Raw genomic sequence first — 23,849 nt, 5'->3', positions numbered from 1 at the left:
ATTATGACCTGCTCTTTTCTAATTGATGTTCGGTTCTGAGTAAATCGTAGATGCGGTGCAGTTCCATTTCGTACTGTTTTCTGGCATTGCTTACGACGGTATCCAGTACGAGTCCGCAGACAAGCGAAAGCATGGCCATGAGCATCAGTCCCACGGCCAGAACGGCGGAAGGAACTTTGTAGATGTAATGGAACCTGACGAACTCAGCGATGACGGGAATTCCGGCAACTAAACTTAGAACCGCAAGCAGAGCGGCCCAGATTGAGAAAAATTCCAGCGGTTTATAATCTTTGAAAAGTGTAAAAATGGTTTTTATCACTTTGATGCCGTCGCTGAATGTATTTAATTTCGATTCGCTCCCGCTTGGGCGGTCACGATAGTCGATCGGAATTTCCTCAATTTTAAAACGTTTATCAAGCGAGTGAATACTCAGTTCTGTCTCTATTTCAAACCCGGTGCTCGTTACGGGGAATGAGCGGACAAACAGTCTGTTGAATCCGCGGTAACCGGTCATAATGTCGTTGATACGGCTTTGATAGAGTCTGTTGATCAGGCTTTTGACCAGTGTGTTGCCGAAATTATGAAAGGCTCTTTTGTTTTCATTTTCATAAGTTCCGTTAGACAGCCGGTCGCCGATCGTCATATCGGCCCTGCCGCTGATCAGCGGCTCAATCAATTCGTGTACAGCTTCGGCGGGATAAGTGTCATCTCCGTCAACCATGACGTAATAATCCGCATCAATATCGAAAAACATCGAACGAACCACGTTGCCTTTTCCCTGGCGATATTCTTCAACAACAATGGCTCCGCTCTCTCTCGCGATTTCACTTGTTTTATCTGTCGAGTTATTGTCATAAACATAGAGATCCGCCTCAGGGAGCTCCCGCTTAAAGTCACCAATCACCTTGCCGATCGTCAGTTCCTCGTTGTAGCAAGGAATCAGCACAGCAATATTCATCGTCTACACTCCTCGTCCATACTAGCTTCCCAGTTAATCATTATAGATTATATCATTAACAGGCATACAAAATATGTATATTTTTAATTCTGTTTGTGGGAGGCCGGATGTTGATTTATAATAACGAATAGTGATCATAAAATCAATTTCGGCTTTATCCGCTTAATCCGGGATACAGATTCAAGTGTGGAGGAATTATTTTTATAGAGAAAGAGGTTTTTGTCGACATGAAAGTGCCGAAAATCAGCGTTATCGTTCCAATATATAATGTGCAGCGCTATTTGGAGGACTGCCTGGATTCTTTGGACAAGCAGACTTTCAAGGATTTCGAGGTCATTATGGTTAATGACGGTTCAACGGACAGGAGCGGTAAGATCATGCACCGCTACGCGAGCGAGCACGCCCATTTTTTTGCATATGACAAACCGAACGGGGGTCTCGGCCAGGCAAGAAATTTCGGGCTGCAGTTTGCAAAGGGCGAATACATTGCTTTCGTCGATTCAGACGATATTGTGGATCCGGAAGCCTACGAAAAAATGTACGCTCTGGTTGAAGAAACCCATTCGGACATGGTCATCGGGAACGTTGTCCGTTTCAATTCATTCAAAGAATTTCCTTCGGTTCTTCACCAGAAAGTCTTCTCAAGGAAAAAGCTGAAGGCGCATATTACAAGAGACCATGAACTCATTTACGATACAACCGCCTGGAACAAACTGTATCGAAGGTCGTTTTGGGAGGGACACCGCCTGTCTTTTCCGGAGCACATGCTTTATGAGGATATTCCGGTGACTTTTCCCGCCCATTATCTGGCGAATTCGGTAGACGTTCTGGATGATATCGTCTATTACTGGCGCTCACGGGATTTCGGCGATCAGTCGATCACACAGAATCGAACGGATATCAGAAATCTGACGGACCGTTTAAAAGCGGTGGACCTGCTGAACACTTTTTTCGAGGAACATCGTATTGAAGGCGGACTGAAAGCTGCGAAAGATTATAAAATTTTAAATACCGATTTATTATTATATTTGGACAAACTGGATGAAGCGGATGATACTTATATCGATTTGTACTTGGAGCGAGTGTCCCGCTATCTGCAAACCGTTCCTGAAGAAAGTTTGCTTCAGCTCTGGCCGATCGACCGGATGAAGTATTTTTTTGTGAAAAAAAAGGACAAACAGAGAGTGCTTCGTCTGCTCGGCTATCAGCGAAGCGGCGAGATGAGTCGGTGCAAAATCGTGCGTCATGACGGTCATTACTATGCGAACTATCTGTATCATGAGCAGGTGCCGCAGACGGTGCTTATGATCGACGACAACCTGCAGGTGAAGCGGAAAACACGCAAAGTGTTCTGGCAGGGGCGGCAGCTGACTGTTGAAGGGTACGGTTACATTGAAAAGATCGATGTCCCTCATCGATCGGACGTAAAGATGGAATTTTCCCTGGTGAATGAAGAGACCGGTTTCAGGCTGCCGATTGAGCAGACTGGAATGAGACGATGCCTGTCGAATACAATCATGTACGGGGTTTTAGCGAAAAAAAAATATATGCCTTTTAAGTTTGTGTATAACTACAACTGGTCCGGTTTTACTCTGTCCATTCCATTCGACACTGCTCCATTTGATCAGATTCCTTACGGCAGTTATGTGATCGAAGGAAAAATACAGGCGGGCGGGCTGACACGTACATTTCTGGTCGGGTCTCCTGTAGGAGGGATCAAGGCGCGGGCGGACTTTGTCAGCGATGCCAGGCAGGTCATTCATACGGCATACAGCGGCAACTGGGATTTGCACCTTATCAAGGAAAAAATAGACAACGTCATCAAAAATGTTGCCATCGACCGGACCGAAATCCATCTTCTCGGCCGTGTTTCCGATCCTGATCATGCAGACAGCCTGAGCATCAAACATAAAAAGAGCGGTCTGCGCCTCAGTTTTCCTCTGAAAGCCGGACAATCTCAGTTTGAAATCGGTGTTCCGGTTCGGACTTTTTCAGAAGAAAAAAGCTTTGGCGAGTGGGATGTTTCCATTTCAATGAAGGACGGGACAAAAAGTCCGGTCGTCCTGTCAAAAGACAATGAAACAATTGGAGACATCGGTTTTGCCGAAGCGGCGGTCAGAGCGCATCTCAGCGGACACACGTATCTTCTCGTTCAAAATTATGGGGCCGAGCTGCTCGAAGTGGCTGGTTTTAATAAAAAGATGGTCAAAATGTCCGTTGCGGCTCCCTTTCCGATTGGCCGCATGAAGGAGAAGACGGCCAATATGAAGCTGCTCTTTCTCTCAAATGATCAGGGCGAGGCACATCATTTTTCGCTCAATCAGACGAATCATACGGATTCATTTGGCCGTCCGGTTCTTGAAGGATGGATTGATCTGGGCCAAGACATGAACCCGGAAAACTTGAAACATACGGCTTTCAGCCTTTTCCTGACTGATGGTCCGCACGATGGGGCTCCTTCTCAAAACTTCGCGATTTATTCCGACCATCTGCTCAAGGAACCGGTTTCCGTTCTGTTCCATCATGTGATTTATGAATTCAGGCACACTGAGGAGCATTTGCTTTCTCTCAACCTTGAAGCAAAATGGGGATGGATAGAGCGGGGGAGGGTACGCCGCGCTGTTCTGAGGAAACTTTTCTATCCTGTTGCCCGATTGCTGCCGATGAAGAAAAAAACGGTTATTTTTGAAAGTTACTGGGGCAAAAATTTTGAGTGCAATCCAAGAGCGCTGTATGAATATATCGATACGAATTATCCGGAATACAAAACGGTGTGGAGTTTGCGGGATCCTCTGACGCATATTGAGGGGCATGCAAGAAAAGTCAGAATGCATTCGTTAAAATACTACTACTATATGGGGACAGCCAAATATTTTGTCAATAACGTCAACTTTCCGGACTTTTATCAGAAAAGAAAGCATGCGGTTGAGCTTCAGACCATGCACGGAACGCCCCTGAAAACTCTCGGACTTGATGTTCCAGGGGAAATAAGACCTGGGAAACACATGGAGATGTATCTGGCAAAGAACAGACGCTGGGATTATTTGTGCGTTCCAAGCGATTATGTCAAAAACATTGCGGAACGGGCTTTTGCGCACAAAGCCAAGGTGATCGAGACCGGCTATCCGAGAAATGACAAATTGTTCTATGACAATCATCCCGAAAAAATCCTCGAGATTAAAGCACGGCTGGGTATACCGGCGGGCAAAAAGGTGATTTTCTATGCGCCGACATGGCGCGTAAAGAACCATTTCAAAATGGAGATGAATCTGTCGAGACTGAAACAATTATTCAGCGATGACTATGTTCTGCTCGTCAAGTTTCATCATTACGTTGCCGATGCTGTGCATATTGATGAAGAGAAAACAGCGGGTTTTGTTTTCAATGAAACTTCTTATGACGATATTAGGGATCTTTATTTGATTGCCGATGTCTTAATCACAGATTATTCATCCGTCATGTTCGACTACGCCATTCTTGAACGGCCCATTATTTTGTTTACCTATGATCTGGATCAATATCGCGATGATTTACGCGGCATGTATTTTGATATCATCGAGAAAGCGCCCGGTCCGGTCTGTCTGACCAATGATGAATTGATCCATGAACTTCAGAACATTGACCGGTTCAAAGAAACTTATGGCAGCAAACTGGAGGCATTCAGATCCATGTTTACTTCATATGATCACGGGGACGCAAGTGAGAAATGTTTTAAGATCATGTTTCACAAATGACCCATTCTGGCGCGGCCGGATTTTCACGGGCAGATTGAATTTTTCATGTCAGGGAATTATAATGGCTTAATAACCGGATTCAGTCATACAAGTCTTTTTCTGACGCGTCGGGAATTCCCGGGACGAGCTGTTTTTTGAGAGATGGAATGAGAAATACGGGGAGCGATATCATTGAAAAGGGTACTGACATACGGTACGTTCGATTTGCTGCATTACGGACACATAAATTTGCTGAAGCGCGCGAAAGAACTTGGAGATTATCTGATTGTCGGCCTTTCAACGGATGAATTTAACGCCATGAAACATAAGGAGGCCTATCATAGCTTTGAACATCGCAAATTGATTCTGGAAGCGATTCGCTATGTGGATCTTGTCATTCCCGAAAGCAATTGGGAGCAGAAAATCAACGATGTACAGAACTATGATGTCGATGTGTTCGTCATGGGCGACGACTGGAAGGGAAAGTTTGACTTTCTGAAGGAGCACTGCGAGGTCGTCTATCTTCCCCGGACGGTCGGCATTTCAACCACAAAGATAAAACATGATCTCTATTCGGTAAAAAATGATTAGAGAATGGTTTATTGAGAGTTATCTGTTTCTTTTTCGGCTACTGTTTGCTTTCTTTAAGCTCTTTCCGGAAAAGAATAAGACCGTTTTTGTCGCTTCTTTCAGCGGGAATACGAGATATGTGGCCGAGGAATTCAGGCACGAACACGTTCCTTGCGATCTCGTGTTTCTCTGCAGAAAAAGCTGTATTTCCGATTTTCGTGAATATGGCGGGAACGTGGTTCCTTTTGAAACGGCTGATCCTCTCTCCATGCTGCGCTCAGCCTATCATCTGGCCACGGCAAAAGCTGTTTTCGTCGATAATTATTTCGGTTTTCTTTCTGTTGTCCGGTTCAGGAAAGATGTCCGCTGTATTCAGTTATGGCATGCGGCCGGGGCGCTGAAAACCTTCGGACTGGAAGACCGGTCGGCCGCTCTCAGATCGAAACGCGCGAGACGGCGTTTCAGGCGTGTCTACAGCCGTTTCGACAAAGTGATTGTCGGATCCGAGAAGATGGCTGATATCTTCATGCGGTCCTTTGGTATCGGAGAAGACCGGATTCTGCGTACTGGGATACCGCAGACTGATTTCTTCTTTACTTATCGTGATCGTCTGCGATTTTCCGATAACAAAGCTTTTTCGGCACTGGTACGGCGAAGCACCGCTTCACTGGATGTTCTGAACGGACGGATTCTGTCAGAGAAAAAAGCGACTGAACAGGAAAGAAAACGGAGACCGAAAAAAAAAATCCTGTATGCTCCGACCTTTCGAGAACGTGAACGGGATCATTTTCAGCTTCGCCTTAACCTGGATCTTATGAGGCGCTCCCTTGGCGATCGCTATATTCTCCTGATCCGTCTTCATCCTGCCGTCCGCGGTTCCCTCCAAATACCGGACGGGCTCAGCGGTTTCGTCGTTGATTGTTCAAACAACGGTGATGTAAATGAATGGCTGCTGGCAAGCGACATCCTGATCACCGACTACTCTTCGCTGCCTGTTGATTTTGCACTGCTCGGACGCCCGATGATCTTTTATCCTTATGATCTGAAGGACTACGGAGAAGAAAGAGGATTTCAGGAAAATTATCTGGACTGGGTTCCCGGCCCGGTCGCGTACTCAACCAGCGATATCGTTTCCTTCATTAAAAATGAAGCGTATAACCTGGATAAAGTGGCCGTTTTTTCGGCTCAGTGGAATGCGTATTCGAAGGGTCATTCAAGTCGCAACGTCGTTCGTTATGTGAAGAGGATAACAGACTTCGGCGAGTAATCACCCAAACCGGTTAAGTGAAGGCTGATTCGCCGGTTTTAAAAAAGTCTGCGAGTCCTTTTTCAAGTGCCGGAACTCATGAGAACGGGAAAGCCGGATGTCCTGCGGAAGGTGAAAGATTGATGAAAAAGGAAGGGTCAAAAAAAATTTCTCTGAAGTCGCAATCGGGTATTCTTTTAAAGAAATGGGAACGTTTTATCTTCCGCGGCGTTTACAAATGGTGTTTCAGGCTTCTGGGGCTTCTTCCCGCGGACAAAAATCTGGTCATGTTTGAAAGTTTCTTCGGAAGACAGTACAGCTGCAACCCGCGAGCGATCTATGAGTACATGAAGGAAAATTGCCGGGAGTACCGGCTGATCTGGAGCGCAAATCGGAAATATGAAGGACTGTTTGAACAGTACGGTATTCCCTATGTCCGGCGTTACTCGCTGCAGTGGCTGCTCCTGATGAGCCGCGCCCGCTACTGGGTGACAAACGTCCGTTTCCCATCGTGGTTTTCTAAATCAAAGCATACGATTTATTTACAGACGTGGCACGGAACACCACTGAAGCGGCTCGGAACAGATATTGAACACTATCTTATACCGGGAACAAGTGCGGAAAGCTATAAAAAAAATTTTGTAAAAGATTCCGGGATGTGGGATGTCCTGATCTCGCCGAATCGTTATTCCTCCGGCATTTTCAAACGTGCATTTGGTTACGGGAAAACGATTCTTGAAACGGGTTATCCGCGAAATGACTATCTTTATCAAGCGAATCAAGATAATGCCATCAGGAAAATCAAAGAGAAGTGCGGGCTCCCGCGGGATAAGAAGGTGATTCTTTACGCGCCGACCTGGCGGGACGATCAGTTTTACAGTGAGGAACACTATCGGTTTGACCTTCATTTGGACCTGAACCTAATGCGCGACAGACTGGCTGATGATTATGTCGTTATTCTGCGGATGCATTACCTGATTGCAAGCCGTCTCGATCTCGGCACTTATGCGGGTTTTGCCTTCGATTTTTCGCAATATGATGATATACGTGAACTTTATCTGATTTCCGATCTCCTGATTACCGACTACTCATCCGTATTTTTTGATTTTGCGAATTTAAGGCGTCCAATGATCTTTTTCGCCTATGATATTGACAAGTACCGTGACTTTCTGCGGGGTTTTTATTTTGATTTCGAAAATAAGGCTCCGGGTCCGATTGTCAGAACGACAGACGCAGTGATTCGGGCCGTCCAAGAAACAGAAAACCCGGACTTTCAGCCGTCGGAAAATTTCGAAGCTTTTTTCCGGAAATTCTGCTCCCTTGAAGGCGGCCGTTCGTCTGAACGGGTGGTTAAGCGTGTGTTTTATTCCGATGAAGCTCGGGAAGTTTTTTGATAACGGCTTTGCATATTTAAAAAGATGTCCGTTTGTAAATGTAAAATTAAATTAGAATTGTTAAATAATATTCACTTTGAAATAACACTTAAAGTTCCGGAAACGTGGTATAGTATAGATGTAAGAAGAAATAATGGATGAATTATTAAAGAGTATGGGAAGGTTGGTGGTGAGAATGTATAGAATTCTGGTACCTGTCGATGGTTCTGAACCTGCTACCCGCGCCGTAAAGGAAGCGGTTACAATTGCGGAAGGCAAGAAAGAGGCGGAGATCACTCTGATTTATGTCAGTCCTTCTCCGGTATATTTTCCGTTCTATTCAATGGTAGGACCGTCTTTGGATGCAGATGTGAAGGAAGTTGAAGAAAAAGAAGGCAATCAAATGCTGGAGAGCATTATCGAAAAAGAATCCAAAAGCGCGAAGGCTAAATTTCACAAGAAACATCTCTACGGAATTGCCGCGCAGGAAATCTGCGATTATGCGAACGATACGAAGATGGACTTAATCGTAATGGGAAATCGCGGAATGGGCGCCTTCGGGCAAGTGATTCTTGGAAGCGTCAGCAATAAAGTTCTTCATCTGGCAGATTGCCCGGTCATGATTGTTAAATAAATGATGATGAAATGCCGATAGACAGGTTTATCGCCCCTGCAGGGAAAATTCCTTGCAGGGGCGTTTCTGGTCGTGCGCTGATCTGATCGGAGGGAATTTGAGAAGAAACGAATGTGAAGACAAGTTAAAATTTTTTTATTCAAATACTTGAAAGTCAAAAAAGGTCAGACTATAATAGGTACATAAGGTCAAAGATGGTCAAACGAAAGAGCGTTGATCATACTGGCCGTTGGAAAAGCAAAGGAGGTACGGTATGATGCTTTGTGATGAATGCAAGATCAATCCGGCAGTTATAGAAATGAATATTATGATTAATGGTCAACAGAAACAATTACACATTTGCGAGGAATGCTATTCGAAAATGAGAAACAATATGAATATGCCGTCGTTCTTTCAGGGCGGAGGCTCGCCATTTGACGATCTGTTCAAAAGCTTAATGCAGCCGTCTTTCGCGGCCAGGGAAAACAAGGCGCAGGAAAACGGCATGGCTTTTGACGGCGGGCAGGCGCATCCGGCGGGCGGAGGCGGCCACAGGGGCGGTTTCCTTGATCAAATCGGCCGCAATCTGACGGATGCGGCACGCAGGGGGAGAATCGACCCAGTCATTGGACGCAACCGTGAAGTTCAGCTGGTTGTCGAGACGCTCAACCGAAGAAATAAAAACAATCCGGTGCTGATCGGTGAACCTGGCGTCGGTAAAACGGCGATTGCGGAAGGGCTTGCTCTTAAGATCGTCGAAGGAAAAGTTCCGGCAAAGCTGGCGAATAAGGAACTCTATCTGATTGATGTTTCTTCCTTGGTGGCTGGTACCGGAATCCGGGGCCAGTTCGAACAGCGAATGAAGCAATTGATGTCCGAACTGGAGAAACGCAAAAACGTTATCGTCTTTATTGATGAAGTGCATCTGCTTGTGGGCGCGGGTTCAGCCGAGGGCGGATCGATGGACGCGGGTAATATTCTGAAACCGGCCCTCGCCCGCGGCGAACTTCAGATCATTGGAGCAACGACATTGAAAGAATATAGAAAGATTGAGAAGGATGCCGCTCTCGAACGGCGCTTTCAGCCAATCATTGTGAATGAGCCGACTCAGGAGGAGGCCGTTCAGATTTTGAAAGGCCTTCAGTCAAGATATGAAAACTATCACCATGTCCGTTATTCCGATGAAGCGATCAAGGCCTGTGTCGCCCTTTCCTCACGCTATATTCAGGATCGTTTTCTCCCTGATAAAGCAATCGACCTGATGGATGAGGCAGGTTCCAAGATGAATCTTAATCTGACGCCGGTTGATACGGAAAGTGTTAAAAAGAAAATTGAAGAAATCACTGCGGCTAAGGAGCAGGCAACAAAGAATGAACAATTCGAACAGGCGGCAAGACTTCGCGATCAGGAACACGCCTATCAGAAACAGTTGGAACAGCTGGAAAAGATTAAGGCGAATGGTGCTGAACTTCCTGTAACGGGCAAGGAAGCGGTTGTCAATGCGGAATTGATTCAGCAGATCGTTGAAACACGCACCGGTATTCCGGTTCGTAAGTTGCAGAGCGATGAACAGAACAAGATGAGATATCTGGCCGATCATCTGAACGAGAAGGTCATCGGCCAGAAGGAAGCCGTTGAGCGGGTGGCAAGAGCGATCCGCAGAAACCGCACGGGCTTCCGAAAGACAACGCGTCCGATTGGTTCGTTCCTGTTTGTCGGCCCGACCGGTGTCGGCAAGACGGAACTTGCCAAGACGCTCGCTAATGAAATGTTTGGTGAACGCGATGCGATGATTCGCCTCGATATGAGCGAATACATGGAGAAACATTCAGTTTCTAAGCTGATTGGTGCGCCTCCAGGCTATGTCGGCCATGATGAGGCGGGCCAGCTGACGGAAAAAGTGCGCCGCAAACCGTACAGCATTATTCTACTTGATGAAATCGAGAAGGCGCATCCTGACGTGATGCATATGTTCCTGCAGATTCTTGATGACGGCCGTCTGACGGATAGCCAGGGAAGAACGGTCAGCTTCAAAGATACAGTCATCATCATGACGAGCAATGCCGGGATTCGAAACAAATCGGCAACGTTGGGATTCGGTTCGTCAAGCAGCCGGGAAGATATGATCAAGCAGCTGGAAAACTACTTCCAGCCGGAATTTCTGAACCGGTTTGATGCGATCGTCAAGTTCAATTCTTTGACGAAGGATGATCTGCTGGCTATCGTCGACCTGATGCTGAATGATATTGAAAGAGCCGCGCAAAAACAAGGCCTGACGCTGACCGTTACAGATGCCGCGAAGAAGAAACTCGCCGAACTCGGCTATAATCCGGAATTTGGAGCACGGCCGTTGCGCCGAGTTCTGGAGGAAAAAGTTGAAGACAGTATTTCCGATTTGCTGCTGGAAAACGGTCAGGCAAAATCGATAACGGTGGATGAAGCAGGCGGCGAAATCAAAGTCGCGGCAAACAGTTGATAAAATATAGGCTATAAAAGGATTCTCCAGTCGGAGGATCTTTTTTTTGACGGGAAGATGCAGCCATCAAATACGACATACTTACGGCGATCTCTGTTTGACATAGCGTGGAAAACGTGGGAAAATGACTTTACAATATTTAAAAGCAATGAAGGGAATCAGTAGTGGCTGTATTTGTTTTTCAGAGAGCCGGCGGATGGTGCGAGCCGGCAGCGGGCAGCAAGCGAATTACTTCCCCGAGCATCTTTCGTGAAACCAAGTAGCGGAAGACGGTTCTGACCGTTATGGCGATTGAGCGGCTGCATTTTTGCAGTCAGAAGGATGGTACCGTGCGCAAAGCGCTCCTTTTTTGGAGGGCTTTTTTATTTTGCCGGTCTCAGGCAAATGATGATGAAGGGTGTGGCGAAGATGGACATTATTGAGGATTTGAAATACCGCGGTCTGATGAATCAGGTGACGGATGAAGAGGGGCTTCGTGAAGCGCTTAAGAAACCGATCACCTTCTATTGCGGCTTTGACCCGACGGCAAGCAGTCTCCATGCTGGAAATTTGCTCATTATCGTGATTATGATGCGGCTGCAGCAGGCGGGACATCACCCGATCGCTCTTGTGGGAGGCGGAACGGGAATGATCGGTGATCCAAGCGGACGATCAACGGAGCGGCAGCTCAATACAGGCGAGGTTGTCGAAAGCTACGCTCAAAGTCTGAAAAAGCAGCTGTCGCGATTCCTTGACTTTGAGCATGGTCAGGCTACTTATCTGAACAATATCGAGTGGCTTGGCAATCTCTCGACAATTGCTTTTCTCCGCGACGTCGGCAAGCATTTTCCGCTGAACTATATGCTGTCCAAAGACTCGGTCCAGTCACGCTTGGAGGCGGGAATCTCGTTCACCGAGTTCTCTTACATGCTGCTTCAGTCTTATGACTACTTGAATCTTTATGAGAAGGAAGGCTGCAGAATGGAAATCGGCGGCAGCGATCAGTGGGGGAACATCACAGCGGGGCTGGAACTGATCCGGAGACGGGGGCATGAGGAACCGGCATTCGGGATGACTTTCCCGCTGATCACGAAGAGCGACGGAACAAAGTTCGGCAAATCGATGGGCGGCGCCATCTGGCTCGATCCGGAAAAAACCACACCTTATGAATGGTATCAGTTCTGGATCAACGCTTCAGATGACGATGTTGTCAATTACCTGAAATACTTCACTTTTCTTTCAAAAGATCAAATAGAAAGTTTGGCTGTGGAAGTGGAACAGCATCCTGAGGAAAGAAAAGCGCAGAAGACTCTTGCACAGGAAATGACAAAACTGGTTCATGGTGAAAAAGCGCTGCAGGAAGCGGAACACATTTCCGAGGCGCTCTTCAGCGGCGAGGTTTCGCGGCTCACAGCTGAAGAAATCAGCCAGGGATTTAAGGATGTGCCAACGTATGAGGCGCCGTCAGATGCACCGGAGAGACTGATCGACCTGGTTGTAGCTGCGGGCGTCACAACGTCCAAGCGACAGGCGAGGGAAGACATTACGAACGGAGCAATCTACGTAAACGGCCTGCGCCGGACTGAGCAGTCCTATATCCTGTCGGAAGAAGACCGGATTGAAGGCGCATATACCCTCATACGGCGCGGGAAAAAGAAATACACGCTGATCAAATATGCAGCACAAAACCGCAAGTAAAATAAAATTCTGAAGAAAAGCATCTTTTTATGCAAATAACGCACAATATTGTCGAATAAACAATCGAACATTAGACGATGCATGACGAAATTGGTATACTGATAATGGATAGTTTTAATTTCCATAAAGATGAGAAACATGAACGATCACTATCAAAAAATCGGTCATTATAAAAGATCAGGCAATCCAAGGAGGAATGGATCATGGGTTCGGAAAACGGGAAAAAATCGTGCAGCGGACTCGGTGCAAAAGAGCTCTTTATCGGGGGTATCATCGGTGGAATGATCGGGGCGGCGGCTGCGCTGTTTCTCGCACCAAAATCCGGAGAAGAACTGCGCCGGGATCTGTGTGTTAAAGATGTCATAGAAGGTAGCGTTGAAAAGGTTAAGCAGGCGGCTTCAAGTCTAATAAAAAATGACAGCGAACCGTACAGCTAATCAGATGTTGTTTTGAGCTCTTTTGACGGCGGAGAGGCGGGATCGCAGGATCCGTCCCCGCGGTTTTAAGAGCTTTTTATGTTTCTTAGGTGAGGAGCCGCGCTTTAAAAGTGCGGCTCTTTAACATGAAAAATCGATCGATGGGCCGGATTTTTTAAAAATGGTTATAGCTATGATCAATCATTGTCTGTATTGTTGAATTGCCGATACGCAGGTGATAGAAAAATTCCACACCGCCTTAAGCCCATAGAGAATCGGCCCAAAGTGCGGAAGAATTATTCCGAACGCAAAGTCTATCGGCGAAGGGCGATAAAATCTGCTGGGCGTCGATATATTTTCGCGAAGGGCGATAAAATCTGCTGGGCGTCGATATATTTTCGTGAAGGGCGATAAAATTTGCTGGGCGTCGATATATTTTCGTGAAGGGCGATATAATCTGCTGGGCGTCGATATTCGTGAAGGGCGATATAATCCGCTGAGCGTCGATATATTTTCGCGAAGGGCGATAAAATTTGCTGGACGTCGATATATTGTTGTGAAGGGCGATAAAATCTGCTGAACGTCGATATATCTTCGCGAAGGGCGATATAATCTGCTGGGCGTCGATATATTTTCGCGAAGGGCGATATAATCTGCTGAGCGTCGATATATTTTCGTGAAGGGCGATATAATCTGCTGGGCGTCGATATATTTTCGCGAAGGGCGATAAAATCTGCTGAGCGTCGATATATTTTCGTGAAGGGCGATATAATCTGCTGAACCCCATGATGGGGAAGAATCGCCCTAAATTTATAGTTTATCAACCTTAGATACATCAAAATCGTTTTTTAGAAATAAAACGTTCTGCAGATTATCCCATCTGCATGAGTTAGAGGGGTACTCACATTTTTAAATATAATATGTATTTCCTGACGGCAGTTCCAGACAGTTCAGCCGGCCTCCGAAAACACAGCCGCCGTCAATGCCGATAATATTGTTCCGGCCGAAAAAAACCTCGCTTGAAGACTGAAGGGTCATGGTTGGTGTGTGCCCGAAAACAACCGTTTTTTCTCCGTGATAATCGTTCAAAAAAGGCGTGCGTATCCATAAAAAGGTCTGTTCGTCCGTTTCATCCGGAGACTTTTCAGGGTCGACACCTGCGTGAACAAAAAAATAGTGTTCCGTCTGGGCATAGAGGGCGAGGTGCTGTATCCACTTCAGGTCATCCTGCAAATCTTCCGGGAGATTCACCGAACCTTTCCGAATGTCCCGATAAACGGCTTCGAAACTTAAGCCATAGCTTGCAAGTGTCCCTGCCCCTCCGTTTGCTGCCCAGTTCGCGAGCGCATCCGGACTGAGGCCGGTCAGTGCTCTCTCCATCATGTCCTCATGATTGCCTTTTAGCGTGATAGCCCCTTTGCTTTCAAGCTCCCGCGCTTTTTTGACAACAGCTTTCGGGTTCCGGCCGCGGTCAACATAATCTCCCAGCAAGAACAAAAGGTCCTCATCCGGATTATAGTCCGCTAAATTCAGGAGCGCGTTAAACGCATCGATTTCGCCATGCATGTCACTGATCACGAGCAGGCGTCTGACCGTTTGCAATAAAATCCCCCGCTTTCTTGATTCTATCATAGACAAATTGACAGCTGGTATGCAAACGCGGGTCGTAAGTATGGATAATAATCACTATATAACTATTCATTCACTGCCTCAAATCGTTATAATGATAATGTAAACGAATACAGTGGGGAAGACATTTAAATAGTTTCGTGATTCAGTTTATAAAAAGAAGGGATGAGACACATGGAATTCCGAACGGAGCACGATACGCTGGGTGAGGTCAAGGTTCCCGCCGACCGGTTATGGGCGGCACAAACAGAGAGAAGCAGGCATAATTTTCACATCGGATGGGAAAAAATGCCGCTGGAAATTGTCAGGGCTTTTGCTGTTCTCAAAAAAGGGGCGGCGCTGGCCAACCATGATCTGGGGAAACTGGATGCCGAAAAGACTTCGGCGATTGTAACGACTGCCGATGAAATCATTGCTGGAAAGTGGGACAGTGAATTTCCGCTGATGGTCTGGCAGACCGGAAGCGGAACCCAGTCAAATATGAATGTGAACGAAGTCATTGCGAACCGCTCAAATCAACTTTTAAAAGAAAAAGGATCAGCGGTGCGCGTTCATCCCAATGACGACGTGAATAAATCGCAAAGCTCAAATGATACGTATCCGACGGCACTGCACATTGCTGCGCTTCTGGCTGTGGAAGATGAGGTTCTTCCGGCTCTCGACGGACTGAAGGAAACGCTGGACAGAAAAGCCGAAGCCTTTCAGGATATTATCAAAATCGGTAGGACCCATCTTCAAGACGCGACGCCGCTCACTCTTGGACAAGAGATCAGCGGCTGGGCGTACATGCTGGACCGCGCAAAGGCCATGCTCCTTTCCAGCACCGATTATCTGAGGGATCTTGCAATTGGCGGAACCGCGGTCGGAACCGGGCTGAATGCGCATCCCGAATTCGGGGAGCGGGCTGCCGGGGAAATCGGAAAGATTACAGGAAAACCATTCCGTTCGTCCAAAAACAAATTTCATGCACTGACCAGTCACGACCAAATTGTGACTGTCCACGGCGCTCTGAAAGGACTTGCCGCCGATCTCATGAAAATTGCCAATGATATAAGATGGCTGGCAAGCGGACCTCGCTGCGGAATCGGCGAACTTTCCATTCCGGCAAACGAACCTGGAAGCTCGATCATGCCTGGAAAAGTTAATCCGACACAATGTGAAGCAGTGACCATGGTTGCCGTTCAGGTTATGGGTAATGACGCGGCCATCGGCATTGCCGCAAGTCAGGGGAATTTTGAACTGAATGTGTTTAAACCGGTCATCGGTTATAACTTTCTGCAGTCTGCCAGACTGCTTACCGATGTGATGCGCTCCTTCAATGAACGATGTGTTGCCGGCATTGAACCGAATCAGGACAAAATTGAGGAAAATCTCAATCGTTCACTGATGCTTGTGACGGCGCTCAACCCTTATATCGGCTATGAGCAGGCTGCAAAAATATCGAAGCTCGCTTTCAAAGAAGGATTAAGTCTGAAGGAGGCAGCTGTTAAGCTGCATATCTTGACTGCCGAACAGTTTGATGATTACGTGAAGCCCGAAGCGATGATCCATCCGCATGCTTAATGGAAAGCAGGAGCTCATCGAAAGTCGGTGAAATTAAGATTCAAAAAGTTGATGGATCAATATTTTAAGAAGTTAAAGAGGCTGCCTCAGTCGAAAGACCAACTGATGAGACAGCCTCTTTTTGACTTTAATTTTCCTATATACTGTTACACGATCATTCGGATCAAGATTTTTCTCCTGTTTGGCGTTGTCTTCTTTTCCAACAGAAAAACAGTTCAGCGGATCTCTTCCAGCTTTTTTATTCTTTGTTCGTTCTGTCCCGTTTTTTTGACAAGAGCAGGATATCTGAAAAAGAGCATCGTGTAGCGCCCCAATAAAAAACCGGCCATAGAGATGAAGTAAATCACAAAACTTGATGATCCGCTTAATAAAGGGGTCAGCGACAGAAAATGAATGGATACGTATTTTAAGGCGTAGCGTATCGGAATGGAGAGAAACCAGATCAGAACAGCCATGATTGAACCGGATAGATACCAGGCACCGTCATGATTTACGAGCGGGGTGTAACGTCCCTGCATGAGTCCGAGTCCGAACGAAAGAAAGAAGCTTGCAGCCATGATGCACCAGTCCGCCGCCGGCAGAGCAGGCAGGAATGAAAGAGAGTAGCCTGTAAACAGCAAGAGAGCCAGCGGCTGCCGGTACAGTTTGCCTGTCAGAGGTATTTCCCGAAGCAGGTTGATCAGAACGGAAGCCAAGAAAAGTGAACCGATAACAAAGATCATGATCTCACCTCCACCTTGCTTAATGCTCCTTTTCAGTTTATGAATGGTTTAATTTGTCCTACAACGTCGATCTCGCGACTTCATGAAACAATTTTTTTAAGAAGTTTATCAAATTACAAAAAGGTTACAAATAAAAAGCGACAAGATACACCAGTATTCTACTCTATATTACATTTATGTTTCAAAAAGACATACAAGCTTAATATCAGTCATGAAAACGATAATGCTATAATAAAAAAGTCGATTAAATGTGTAAAAAAAAACGAAAGTTTTGCTGAATATGCTTAGATAAATAGAAAAAAAAGAGAATTAACGTCTTGGGGAGGACTATAGCCAATCATGACAATGAGCAAAAAGAAAGTGACAGTGACACTCGCACTGACGGTCGGACTTACATACTCTGCAACGGCTCCTTCTGTTACATACGCAGCATCCTTACAATCAATTCAGGATCAAACGGCATCACAACAGTCACTCAACGGTCAGGTGAGCACACAGAAGAATGCGCTTCAGGCGGAACTGGATCAGATGAATCAGCAGCAGCTGAAACTCACCGGACAGATCAGTGACGCACAGGCCCAAATTAATATAACAAACGATCAGATTTCAACCCTTAAGGATGAAATTCAGGTCATTCAGAAGAGGATTGATGATCGCAAGCATCTTTTGGATACTCGCCTTGTGTCGATTTATAAAAACGGCGGATCAGTGAATGTCATGGATTTTCTGCTTGGATCTAAATCTTTCGGTGACTTTATCGACCGAGCCACTACTTTGAACTTGATCACGGCACAAGATCAGAAAATCATTACCGATCAGAAGAACGATCAAAATGCAGTTAAGGAGAAGAAGCTAAGCATCGAAAAGAAGCAGGCGGAAAATGTGGCTAAACTGGCCGGTCTGCAAAAAAACCTTGCTGAGGTCAATGCGCTTCAAGCTCAGAAAAAGGTCGCGATCAGCGCGCTTAATGACAAGCAGGCGAATATCGCGAAAACACTGAGCGATCTGGCGAGCGCCGCCGCAAGCCTCAAAGCCGCCCAAGCGGCACCGCCCGCATCACCATCGCCTGCCACCCCGGCATCTTATAACAGCAGCACCTCAAATTCAAATTCAGGAAGTTCAGGGAGCTCCCCTTCTTTTACACTATCAGCCTCTGTGTCCTCAGGAGGTATCGCCGGTATTCTGAATTACGGCAACCAGTTTATTGGCCGGTCATCTTATGTGTGGGGTGCCGAGAGCCCGTCTTCCGGCCAGTTTGACTGCTCCGGGTTTGTTCAGGCCGCATTTGCGGCAAACGGCATCAGTCTTGGAAGAACGACAGGGGCTCAAGTTAACGAAGGCACGCGGGTCAGCTACAGCAACGCGCAGCCAGGCGATCTCGTCTTCTTTGACACGGAAGGCCCAAACAGCCATGTCGGCATCTACCTCGGCGGCGGACGTTTTATCGGTTCGCAGTCCAGTACAGGCGTTGCCGTCGTCAGCATGAGCAATCCGTATTGGAGCGCCCACTTCAGCGGCGTCGTCGTCAGAATCTTGAACTGATTTAGTATCTGAATAACTCAATTTGGAAAAAAGAAGCCACGGTTGAAGCCCCGCGGCTTTTTTTGATTTAGGAAAATATATCGGCCTCCGCAGAATTATAAGGTTTCGTCATGTAGTCATCCGCGCCGTTTTCGAGGGCCATGACTTGAACGATTTCACTGTCCCGCGCCGACAGAAAAATAATCGGGCACAGGGATATCATCCGAATCTTCTGGCACCAGTAATAGCCATCAAACTTCGGCAGATTAATATCCATCAGGACAAGCCTTGGTTTTTGCTCGTCGAAGATTACTGCAATACGGCCGAAATCGTCAGCAATATAAGCATCCAAATCATATTTTTTCAAATAGTGCGCTAGCAGTGCCGCAATTTTCGCATCATCTTCAACAATCAATATGCTGGCTAATACGAGCCCTCCTCGTAAAATCGCTGTACCATTCTATTTCAACAAAGTTCTGCTTAAAGATGATCCGTCAGCTCAAATGGTAAACAGCGGACTGCAATCTGTCAAAATAAGTATGGGATTTGAGGGAAACACCGCTGGTCATGTTTACGGAAAACGCATTTCCGAGTATGCTAAAGAAAAGATGTACGAGTGAAGGGAGGTACGGGCACTTGAAGCTTTTTCCCAAATCGACCGGACCCTTTCCTTATGTATGGATTTTACTGGCCTTTCTCAAATAGTTTATAACAAATGAAGTGAAAGGAGAGAGGCGATGTTCACGGTTTTTGTTGTGGAAGATGACCCGACGATGAAAGAAATTATAGTCGAGACCTTGAAAAAGTGGCATTTCAATGGAACCGACGTCAGCGATTTTGATCATATCGTTCAGGCATTCATTGAATGCAAACCGCACCTTGTCCTTCTTGACATTAACCTCCCGGCCTATGACGGCTATTACTGGTGCCAGAAGCTGCGGGAGATTTCCAAAGTGCCGATTATTTTTATTTCTTCACGGGATACGCGCATGGACAAGATTATGGCGATGAATATGGGCGGAGATGATTTTATCCAGAAGCCGATCGATATGGATATTCTGATGGCCAAAATCAATGCGCTGCTGAGACGGACCTACTCTTATCCGGATCACCAGCCGCGCGTTGTGGAATATAAGGGGGTTATCCTGAACCTGAAGGATGACCGGCTCATCTACAACGACCGGCAGATTGAGCTGACAAAGAATGAATTCCGGATTCTGTACATGCTGATGAAGCAGGCGGGCGAAGTCATCTCCCGGGATAAAATCATGAGAGCGCTCTGGGAGGATGAGAGTTTTGTCGACGACAATACGCTGACGGTGAATGTCGTCCGCCTGAGAAAAAAACTGGCGGCGATCGGACTCGCAGCGTTGATTAAAACGAAGAAGGGACAAGGTTACCTGCTGCAATGAGCATTAAAGATTATTTGAAAGATCAGGCGTTTCTTCTTGTTTTTTACATCGTTTCGATGACCTTCATCACTGTTTATCTTTATCTGGAGCCCCTTATAAATCTGAAGGGCGACAGCCTGATTTATCTGCACGCCGTCATTCTCTTTTTATTCCTTGTCTATCTGTCGTATGATTACTTGCGGCGCAGCCGTTATCTGTCCGCCCTGAAGAAAGCAGCTGAGCTGTCGACTGAAGACCGGCTCGTTTCCATGCCTGCTCCAAGAACAACCGAACAGGCGTCTTTTCTTAAAATACTTCAAAGAATCGATCAGGATAATAAGCAAATGGTGCAAAAACTGCAGCTTGAAATCGAAGAAAACAAAGATTTTGTCATGTCCTGGGTTCATGAAGTAAAAACGCCGATCGCGGCAGGGCGAATGCTGATCGGCAATAGTGAGGGCAAAAAGAAAGAACAGCTGCTTGATAAGCTTGAAAACGAGTTTGAGCAGATCGACCATTTTGTAGAACAGGCGCTTTACTATTCGCGAACAGACAGCTTTTCGAAAGACTATTTTATCAGCGAATACCCGCTTCGGACCATTGTCCATGCCAGCCTGAAAAAACATGCCAAGTTATTTATCGCAAAAAAAATAAAGGTTGAAACGTCTCGTCTTGATTTTCAGGTGCTGACTGATAAGAAATGGCTTCAGTTTATTATTGATCAGATTCTCTCGAATGCACTGAAGTATACGGATCATCAGGGCTGGATTGCAATCACCGGGAAAAGAGTGGAGACGGGGACTGAACTGTCAATCGAGGACAACGGGCGGGGAATCAGGGCTGAGGACGTCGGACGTGTTTTTGACCGGGGATTTACGGGTTATACCGGACGGAAAGAGCGGCATGCGACGGGAATGGGGTTATATTTGTCCCGAACCTTGGCCGTGAAACTTGGGCATCGCATATCGCTTGATTCAAGAGAAGGCAGAGGAACAAGGGTAACCCTCTATTTTCCGAATATCGTCGATTACACCGGAATTGGCAAAGAAATGCCAAGATGACAAAAATGTAAGGCAATAGCGTCTGATTGTAAGATAGATCGAGGGAACCCCCCTGTTTTGCGGCTTACAATCATAAGTGTAAGACATGAATAGAAACGGGGGTTTCTCTGATGAGCGAACTATTAAAGGCAGAACGGCTCAGGAAAGTTTACGGCCGGGGAGGAAATACGTATACGGCCATCCAGAGTATTGACATGACCATTGAAAAAGGTGAATTTGTCGGCATTATGGGGCCGTCCGGTTCAGGAAAGACAACGCTGTTAAATATTCTTTCGACCATTGACAAACCGACGTCAGGAAGAGTAACGATCAATGGGACTGAGATTGTCCACATGAATGAACAGGATCTGGCGACCTTTCGAAGGAAGCGGCTCGGTTTTATTTTTCAGGATTATAATCTGCTGGACACTTTGTCGATTGAGGAAAATATCGCGCTCCCGCTTGCTCTGGCGAAAGTCAATCCGGCTGAAATTGTCAAACGCGTGCATCATATTGCGAAAAAGCTGGGCTTGGAAGAGATTCTAAACAAATTTCCTTACGAAGTTTCCGGCGGGCAGAAGCAGCGAACCGCCGCGGCCCGGGCGATCATCGTCCGTCCCGATCTCATTTTTGCCGATGAGCCGACGGGCGCGCTCGATTCCAAATCGGCGACAGCGCTCCTGCAGATGATGTCGCAGCTGAATGAGGAGGAAGAGGCGACGATCATGATGGTCACACACGACGCCTTTTCCGCCAGCTACTGCCATCGCATCCTTTTTATCAAAGACGGCGAACTGTTCACTGCACTGAATAGGGGGAGGCTGGCCCGCAAAGATTACTTTCAAAAGATTCTTGATGTGCTGTCCGCATTAGGAGGTGGCGTCAGTGACATTATTTAAACTGGCCCGCCGCAACATGTCACGAAATTTTTATCAATACTTCCTCTATTTTGCATCAATGATGCTCAGTGTGATGATTTTTTTTACATTCGTTTCCTTGCAGTTTAATCACCAGGTCGTACAAAATTCCACGGTAAAAATCGATACGTCGTTTAAAACCGCATCGATTGTCCTGATTATTTTTGTCTCGATCTTCATCTGGTATTCGAACAGTTTTTTTACGAAGCGCCGGAAAAAAGAAGTCGGCCTCTATGCTTTGCTCGGCCTTCGAAAAAAACAGATCGGCCGTTTGCTCTTCTATGAAAATTTGATTCTCGGCCTGCTGTCGCTGTGTATCGGTATTTTGATTGGCATGCTTCTGTCCAAGTTTTTTGTCATGATCCTGATGAAACTGATGGACACAGCAGTCAACGTCAGTTTTTCAATTGCTCCCCAGGCAATCGTGGAAACGGTCATCATTTTCTTTTTGATTATTCTAGTAACATCGTTTGACGGGTATCGGCTGATTTACCGGTTTCAACTCATTGATTTATTTCACGCGGAAAAAGTGGGAGAGAAAGCGCCCAAAGTTTCCGCCGTTCAGGCGATACTTGCCGTCGTTTTAATTGCGGGCGGCTACTGGCTGGCGCTGCAGGGCCTGAGCTCAAAAGTTTGGCGGCTTGGTCTGCTCCCCATCGCTTTGATTATTTTGTTCTGCACGATTACCGGAACCTTTTTGCTGTTTCGCTCGCTGACGGTCTATCTTTTAAAGCGGTCGAAAAAGCATAAGGCGCATTTTTACAAAGGAACGAACATGATCAGCACCGGGCAGCTTTTCTACCGCATTAAAGGAAACGCGAGAGTCCTGACGGTGATCGCGACACTGAGTGCCATCACACTTTGCGCCGTTGGAACCAGTTACAGTCTCTACTATGAAACGAACAAATTTGCAAGAGAAAACAGTCCTTTCAGCTATGCCTACAGCGTGCAGAAAGAAGCTCAAAATAAAGCGGATCAACTCTTTGATCAAGAAGTGAAGGCTGAAGGCGGCCACAAGATGACCGATAAAATAACGGTGCCGCTCATTCGCGCGAAAGGGACGCTGAATGGATTTAACTCACCGGTATTCTCGGCGAATGCCGAAAATATGACGATTATCTCCACGTCTTCTTTCAAGCGGCTGGCAAAAATAATCGGAATAAACGACCGTTTTCAGCTCAATGCAAATAAGGCAATGGTACTGGATAAATTCTACAGCAGTCAATTTTCACCGAAATATAAAGGGAAAACAGGTGAAATTATATCGGCTTCGGGAAGCAAGACACCGCTTCATTTTGTCGGGTATAAGCCGTACGGTGTTTTAAACGAACCTTTTGCCGGTTTTTCTGTTGTTGTCACGGATACACTGTTTCATCAGCTTGAACGGCAAAATCATCCGATCAGTCTCACCCAAATCAACGTGAGCGACCCGGAGCACTCGAGTCAGCTGACAGCCGGGCTTTCGGCAAAACTGAACCCGGTAATCGGTTCCGCATCTTTTCCAATGAGCAGCTTCTACAAAGTCTATCATGGATCAATGTCAATATACGGACTGATGATGTTTATGGGCGCCTTTCTCGGTCTTGTTTTTCTGCTCGCCACCAGGAGCATCATCTATTTTAAACAGCTGACAGAAGCAGAGCAGGAGAAAGCGCAATACGGCATCCTCAGGAAAATTGGCGTGACAAAAAAAAGAAATCAGAAGAACGATCGCCAAACAGGTCGCCTTTATCTTCGCATTGCCCCTTGTCCTTGGCCTCGCGCACAGCGCGGTGGCACTGACTGCACTCTCAAAAATGATGAATCAGAGTTTGATCGAGCCGGTTGCTGTCTGCATGTTCATCTATTTGCTGATTTATCTCATCTATTATTTGTTCACAGTGCGATCCTATACGCGAATCGTCAAAACCGAGTGAACCGCCCGCTTCTTAACCTATAACGAATTACGATAAAATGAAGCATTAGAAAACTTGGCTTCGCCAAGCCCTTGATACTGACGAAGCCTTAGTTGCGCTTATACTATA

The 23,849-nt window shown here is 46.5% G+C and carries 19 protein-coding genes and 1 other annotated feature; of the genes, 14 read left to right on the top strand and 5 right to left on the bottom strand.

Annotation, left to right across the window (positions count from 1 at the left end; translation table 11 throughout):
* Nucleotide 1: 1 nt before the first annotated feature.
* Complete coding sequence (locus tag IEX81_RS03495) at nt 2-958, bottom strand: glycosyltransferase family 2 protein (protein WP_188801671.1); 957 nt, start codon at nt 956-958, stop codon at nt 2-4.
* Between the two features lie 227 nt (nt 959-1,185).
* On the opposite strand from IEX81_RS03495, the gene IEX81_RS03490 reads away from it, so the two are divergent.
* The 8 genes from IEX81_RS03490 to IEX81_RS16670 all read left to right on the top strand — a co-directional run bounded on the left by IEX81_RS03490 (nt 1,186) and on the right by IEX81_RS16670 (nt 13,063).
* Nucleotides 1,186-4,692: a bifunctional glycosyltransferase/CDP-glycerol:glycerophosphate glycerophosphotransferase gene (locus IEX81_RS03490; RefSeq protein WP_188801670.1), complete on the top strand. Its 3,507-nt coding sequence runs from the start codon at nt 1,186-1,188 to the stop codon at nt 4,690-4,692.
* A 171-nt stretch (nt 4,693-4,863) separates the two neighbouring features.
* Nucleotides 4,864-5,262 carry a glycerol-3-phosphate cytidylyltransferase gene (gene tagD, locus IEX81_RS03485; RefSeq protein WP_188801669.1) on the top strand — a complete coding sequence of 133 codons (399 nt, stop codon included), beginning with the start codon at nt 4,864-4,866 and terminating at the stop codon, nt 5,260-5,262.
* Nucleotides 5,255-6,508: a CDP-glycerol glycerophosphotransferase family protein gene (locus IEX81_RS03480; RefSeq protein WP_188801668.1), complete on the top strand. Its 1,254-nt coding sequence runs from the start codon at nt 5,255-5,257 to the stop codon at nt 6,506-6,508. The genes tagD and IEX81_RS03480 overlap by 8 nt, the downstream gene beginning before the upstream one ends.
* 122 nt (nt 6,509-6,630) lie before the next feature.
* Entirely contained in the window at nt 6,631-7,881 is a 1,251-nt protein-coding gene (locus tag IEX81_RS03475; RefSeq protein WP_188801667.1) for a CDP-glycerol glycerophosphotransferase family protein, read from the top strand.
* 175 nt (nt 7,882-8,056) lie between these two features.
* Nucleotides 8,057-8,494, top strand: a complete 438-nt coding sequence (locus tag IEX81_RS03470; RefSeq protein WP_188801790.1) for a universal stress protein — start codon at nt 8,057-8,059, stop codon at nt 8,492-8,494.
* A gap of 256 nt (nt 8,495-8,750) precedes the next feature.
* Nucleotides 8,751-10,949 (top strand): ATP-dependent Clp protease ATP-binding subunit, encoded by a 2,199-nt coding sequence (locus IEX81_RS03465; protein WP_188801666.1) that lies wholly within the window; start codon nt 8,751-8,753, stop codon nt 10,947-10,949.
* A gap of 139 nt (nt 10,950-11,088) precedes the next feature.
* Nucleotides 11,089-11,298, top strand: a binding site (T-box leader).
* A gap of 59 nt (nt 11,299-11,357) precedes the next feature.
* Complete coding sequence (tyrS, locus tag IEX81_RS03460) at nt 11,358-12,626, top strand: tyrosine--tRNA ligase (RefSeq protein WP_188801665.1); 1,269 nt, start codon at nt 11,358-11,360, stop codon at nt 12,624-12,626.
* A 203-nt stretch (nt 12,627-12,829) separates the two neighbouring features.
* Nucleotides 12,830-13,063 carry a YtxH domain-containing protein gene (locus tag IEX81_RS16670; RefSeq protein ID WP_188801664.1) on the top strand — a complete coding sequence of 78 codons (234 nt, stop codon included), beginning with the start codon at nt 12,830-12,832 and terminating at the stop codon, nt 13,061-13,063.
* Nucleotides 13,064-13,356: 293 nt separating this feature from the next.
* Here IEX81_RS16670 and IEX81_RS03450 read toward each other — a convergent pair whose 3' ends face one another.
* Together IEX81_RS03450 and IEX81_RS03445 are read right to left on the bottom strand one after the other, a co-directional pair.
* Entirely contained in the window at nt 13,357-13,866 is a 510-nt protein-coding gene (locus IEX81_RS03450) for a hypothetical protein (protein WP_188801663.1), read from the bottom strand.
* Between the two features lie 85 nt (nt 13,867-13,951).
* Nucleotides 13,952-14,644 (bottom strand): metallophosphoesterase family protein, encoded by a 693-nt coding sequence (locus IEX81_RS03445; RefSeq protein WP_268239293.1) that lies wholly within the window; start codon nt 14,642-14,644, stop codon nt 13,952-13,954.
* Between the two features lie 201 nt (nt 14,645-14,845).
* Here IEX81_RS03445 and fumC point away from each other — a divergent pair, with 201 nt between their 5' ends.
* A complete protein-coding gene (gene fumC / locus IEX81_RS03440; protein ID WP_188801661.1) occupies nt 14,846-16,234 on the top strand; it encodes a class II fumarate hydratase in 1,389 nt (462 codons plus the stop codon).
* Nucleotides 16,235-16,449: 215 nt separating this feature from the next.
* Here fumC and IEX81_RS03435 read toward each other — a convergent pair whose 3' ends face one another.
* Nucleotides 16,450-16,956 carry a hypothetical protein gene (locus IEX81_RS03435; protein WP_188801660.1) on the bottom strand — a complete coding sequence of 169 codons (507 nt, stop codon included), beginning with the start codon at nt 16,954-16,956 and terminating at the stop codon, nt 16,450-16,452.
* A gap of 339 nt (nt 16,957-17,295) precedes the next feature.
* Here IEX81_RS03435 and IEX81_RS03430 point away from each other — a divergent pair, with 339 nt between their 5' ends.
* Nucleotides 17,296-18,498: a C40 family peptidase gene (locus IEX81_RS03430; protein WP_188801659.1), complete on the top strand. Its 1,203-nt coding sequence runs from the start codon at nt 17,296-17,298 to the stop codon at nt 18,496-18,498.
* Between the two features lie 67 nt (nt 18,499-18,565).
* On the opposite strand, the gene IEX81_RS03425 is transcribed toward IEX81_RS03430, so the two are convergent.
* Nucleotides 18,566-18,892 (bottom strand): response regulator, encoded by a 327-nt coding sequence (locus IEX81_RS03425; protein ID WP_229727447.1) that lies wholly within the window; start codon nt 18,890-18,892, stop codon nt 18,566-18,568.
* A gap of 322 nt (nt 18,893-19,214) precedes the next feature.
* On the opposite strand from IEX81_RS03425, the gene IEX81_RS03420 reads away from it, so the two are divergent.
* From IEX81_RS03420 to IEX81_RS03405, 4 genes are all read left to right on the top strand, one after another.
* A complete protein-coding gene (locus tag IEX81_RS03420) occupies nt 19,215-19,889 on the top strand; it encodes a response regulator transcription factor (protein WP_188801658.1) in 675 nt (224 codons plus the stop codon).
* The gene (locus IEX81_RS03415; protein WP_188801657.1) at nt 19,886-20,929 is read left to right on the top strand and encodes a sensor histidine kinase; all 1,044 of its coding nucleotides are present in this window, start codon (nt 19,886-19,888) and stop codon (nt 20,927-20,929) included. The genes IEX81_RS03420 and IEX81_RS03415 overlap by 4 nt, the downstream gene beginning before the upstream one ends.
* A 110-nt stretch (nt 20,930-21,039) precedes the next feature.
* Complete coding sequence (locus tag IEX81_RS03410) at nt 21,040-21,807, top strand: ABC transporter ATP-binding protein (protein ID WP_188801656.1); 768 nt, start codon at nt 21,040-21,042, stop codon at nt 21,805-21,807.
* Nucleotides 21,794-23,764, top strand: coding sequence for an ABC transporter permease (locus tag IEX81_RS03405; protein WP_229727446.1), 1,971 nt, complete (start codon nt 21,794-21,796; stop codon nt 23,762-23,764). The genes IEX81_RS03410 and IEX81_RS03405 overlap by 14 nt, the downstream gene beginning before the upstream one ends.
* The last annotated feature ends 85 nt before the right edge of the window (nt 23,765-23,849 follow it).

The organism is Sporolactobacillus putidus, from assembly GCF_014647035.1.
Lineage (GTDB): Bacteria > Bacillota > Bacilli > Bacillales > Sporolactobacillaceae > Sporolactobacillus > Sporolactobacillus putidus.
This window is presented reverse-complemented; position numbering and strand designations above follow the sequence as displayed.

Excerpts from the sequence above, each read along its gene's own strand:
- IEX81_RS03495 (WP_188801671.1), bottom strand. The coding sequence starts at position 958 with ATGAATATTGCTGTGCTGATTCCTTGCTACAACGAGGAACTGACGATC.
- IEX81_RS03490 (WP_188801670.1), top strand. The coding sequence starts at position 1,186 with ATGAAAGTGCCGAAAATCAGCGTTATCGTTCCAATATATAATGTGCAG.
- IEX81_RS03480 (WP_188801668.1), top strand. The coding sequence starts at position 5,255 with ATGATTAGAGAATGGTTTATTGAGAGTTATCTGTTTCTTTTTCGGCTA.
- IEX81_RS03475 (WP_188801667.1), top strand. The coding sequence starts at position 6,631 with ATGAAAAAGGAAGGGTCAAAAAAAATTTCTCTGAAGTCGCAATCGGGT.
- IEX81_RS03470 (WP_188801790.1), top strand. The coding sequence starts at position 8,057 with ATGTATAGAATTCTGGTACCTGTCGATGGTTCTGAACCTGCTACCCGC.
- IEX81_RS03465 (WP_188801666.1), top strand. The coding sequence starts at position 8,751 with ATGCTTTGTGATGAATGCAAGATCAATCCGGCAGTTATAGAAATGAAT.
- tyrS (WP_188801665.1), top strand. The coding sequence starts at position 11,358 with ATGGACATTATTGAGGATTTGAAATACCGCGGTCTGATGAATCAGGTG.
- IEX81_RS16670 (WP_188801664.1), top strand. The coding sequence starts at position 12,830 with ATGGGTTCGGAAAACGGGAAAAAATCGTGCAGCGGACTCGGTGCAAAA.
- fumC (WP_188801661.1), top strand. The coding sequence starts at position 14,846 with ATGGAATTCCGAACGGAGCACGATACGCTGGGTGAGGTCAAGGTTCCC.
- IEX81_RS03435 (WP_188801660.1), bottom strand. The coding sequence starts at position 16,956 with ATGATCTTTGTTATCGGTTCACTTTTCTTGGCTTCCGTTCTGATCAAC.
- IEX81_RS03430 (WP_188801659.1), top strand. The coding sequence starts at position 17,296 with ATGACAATGAGCAAAAAGAAAGTGACAGTGACACTCGCACTGACGGTC.
- IEX81_RS03420 (WP_188801658.1), top strand. The coding sequence starts at position 19,215 with ATGTTCACGGTTTTTGTTGTGGAAGATGACCCGACGATGAAAGAAATT.
- IEX81_RS03415 (WP_188801657.1), top strand. The coding sequence starts at position 19,886 with ATGAGCATTAAAGATTATTTGAAAGATCAGGCGTTTCTTCTTGTTTTT.
- IEX81_RS03410 (WP_188801656.1), top strand. The coding sequence starts at position 21,040 with ATGAGCGAACTATTAAAGGCAGAACGGCTCAGGAAAGTTTACGGCCGG.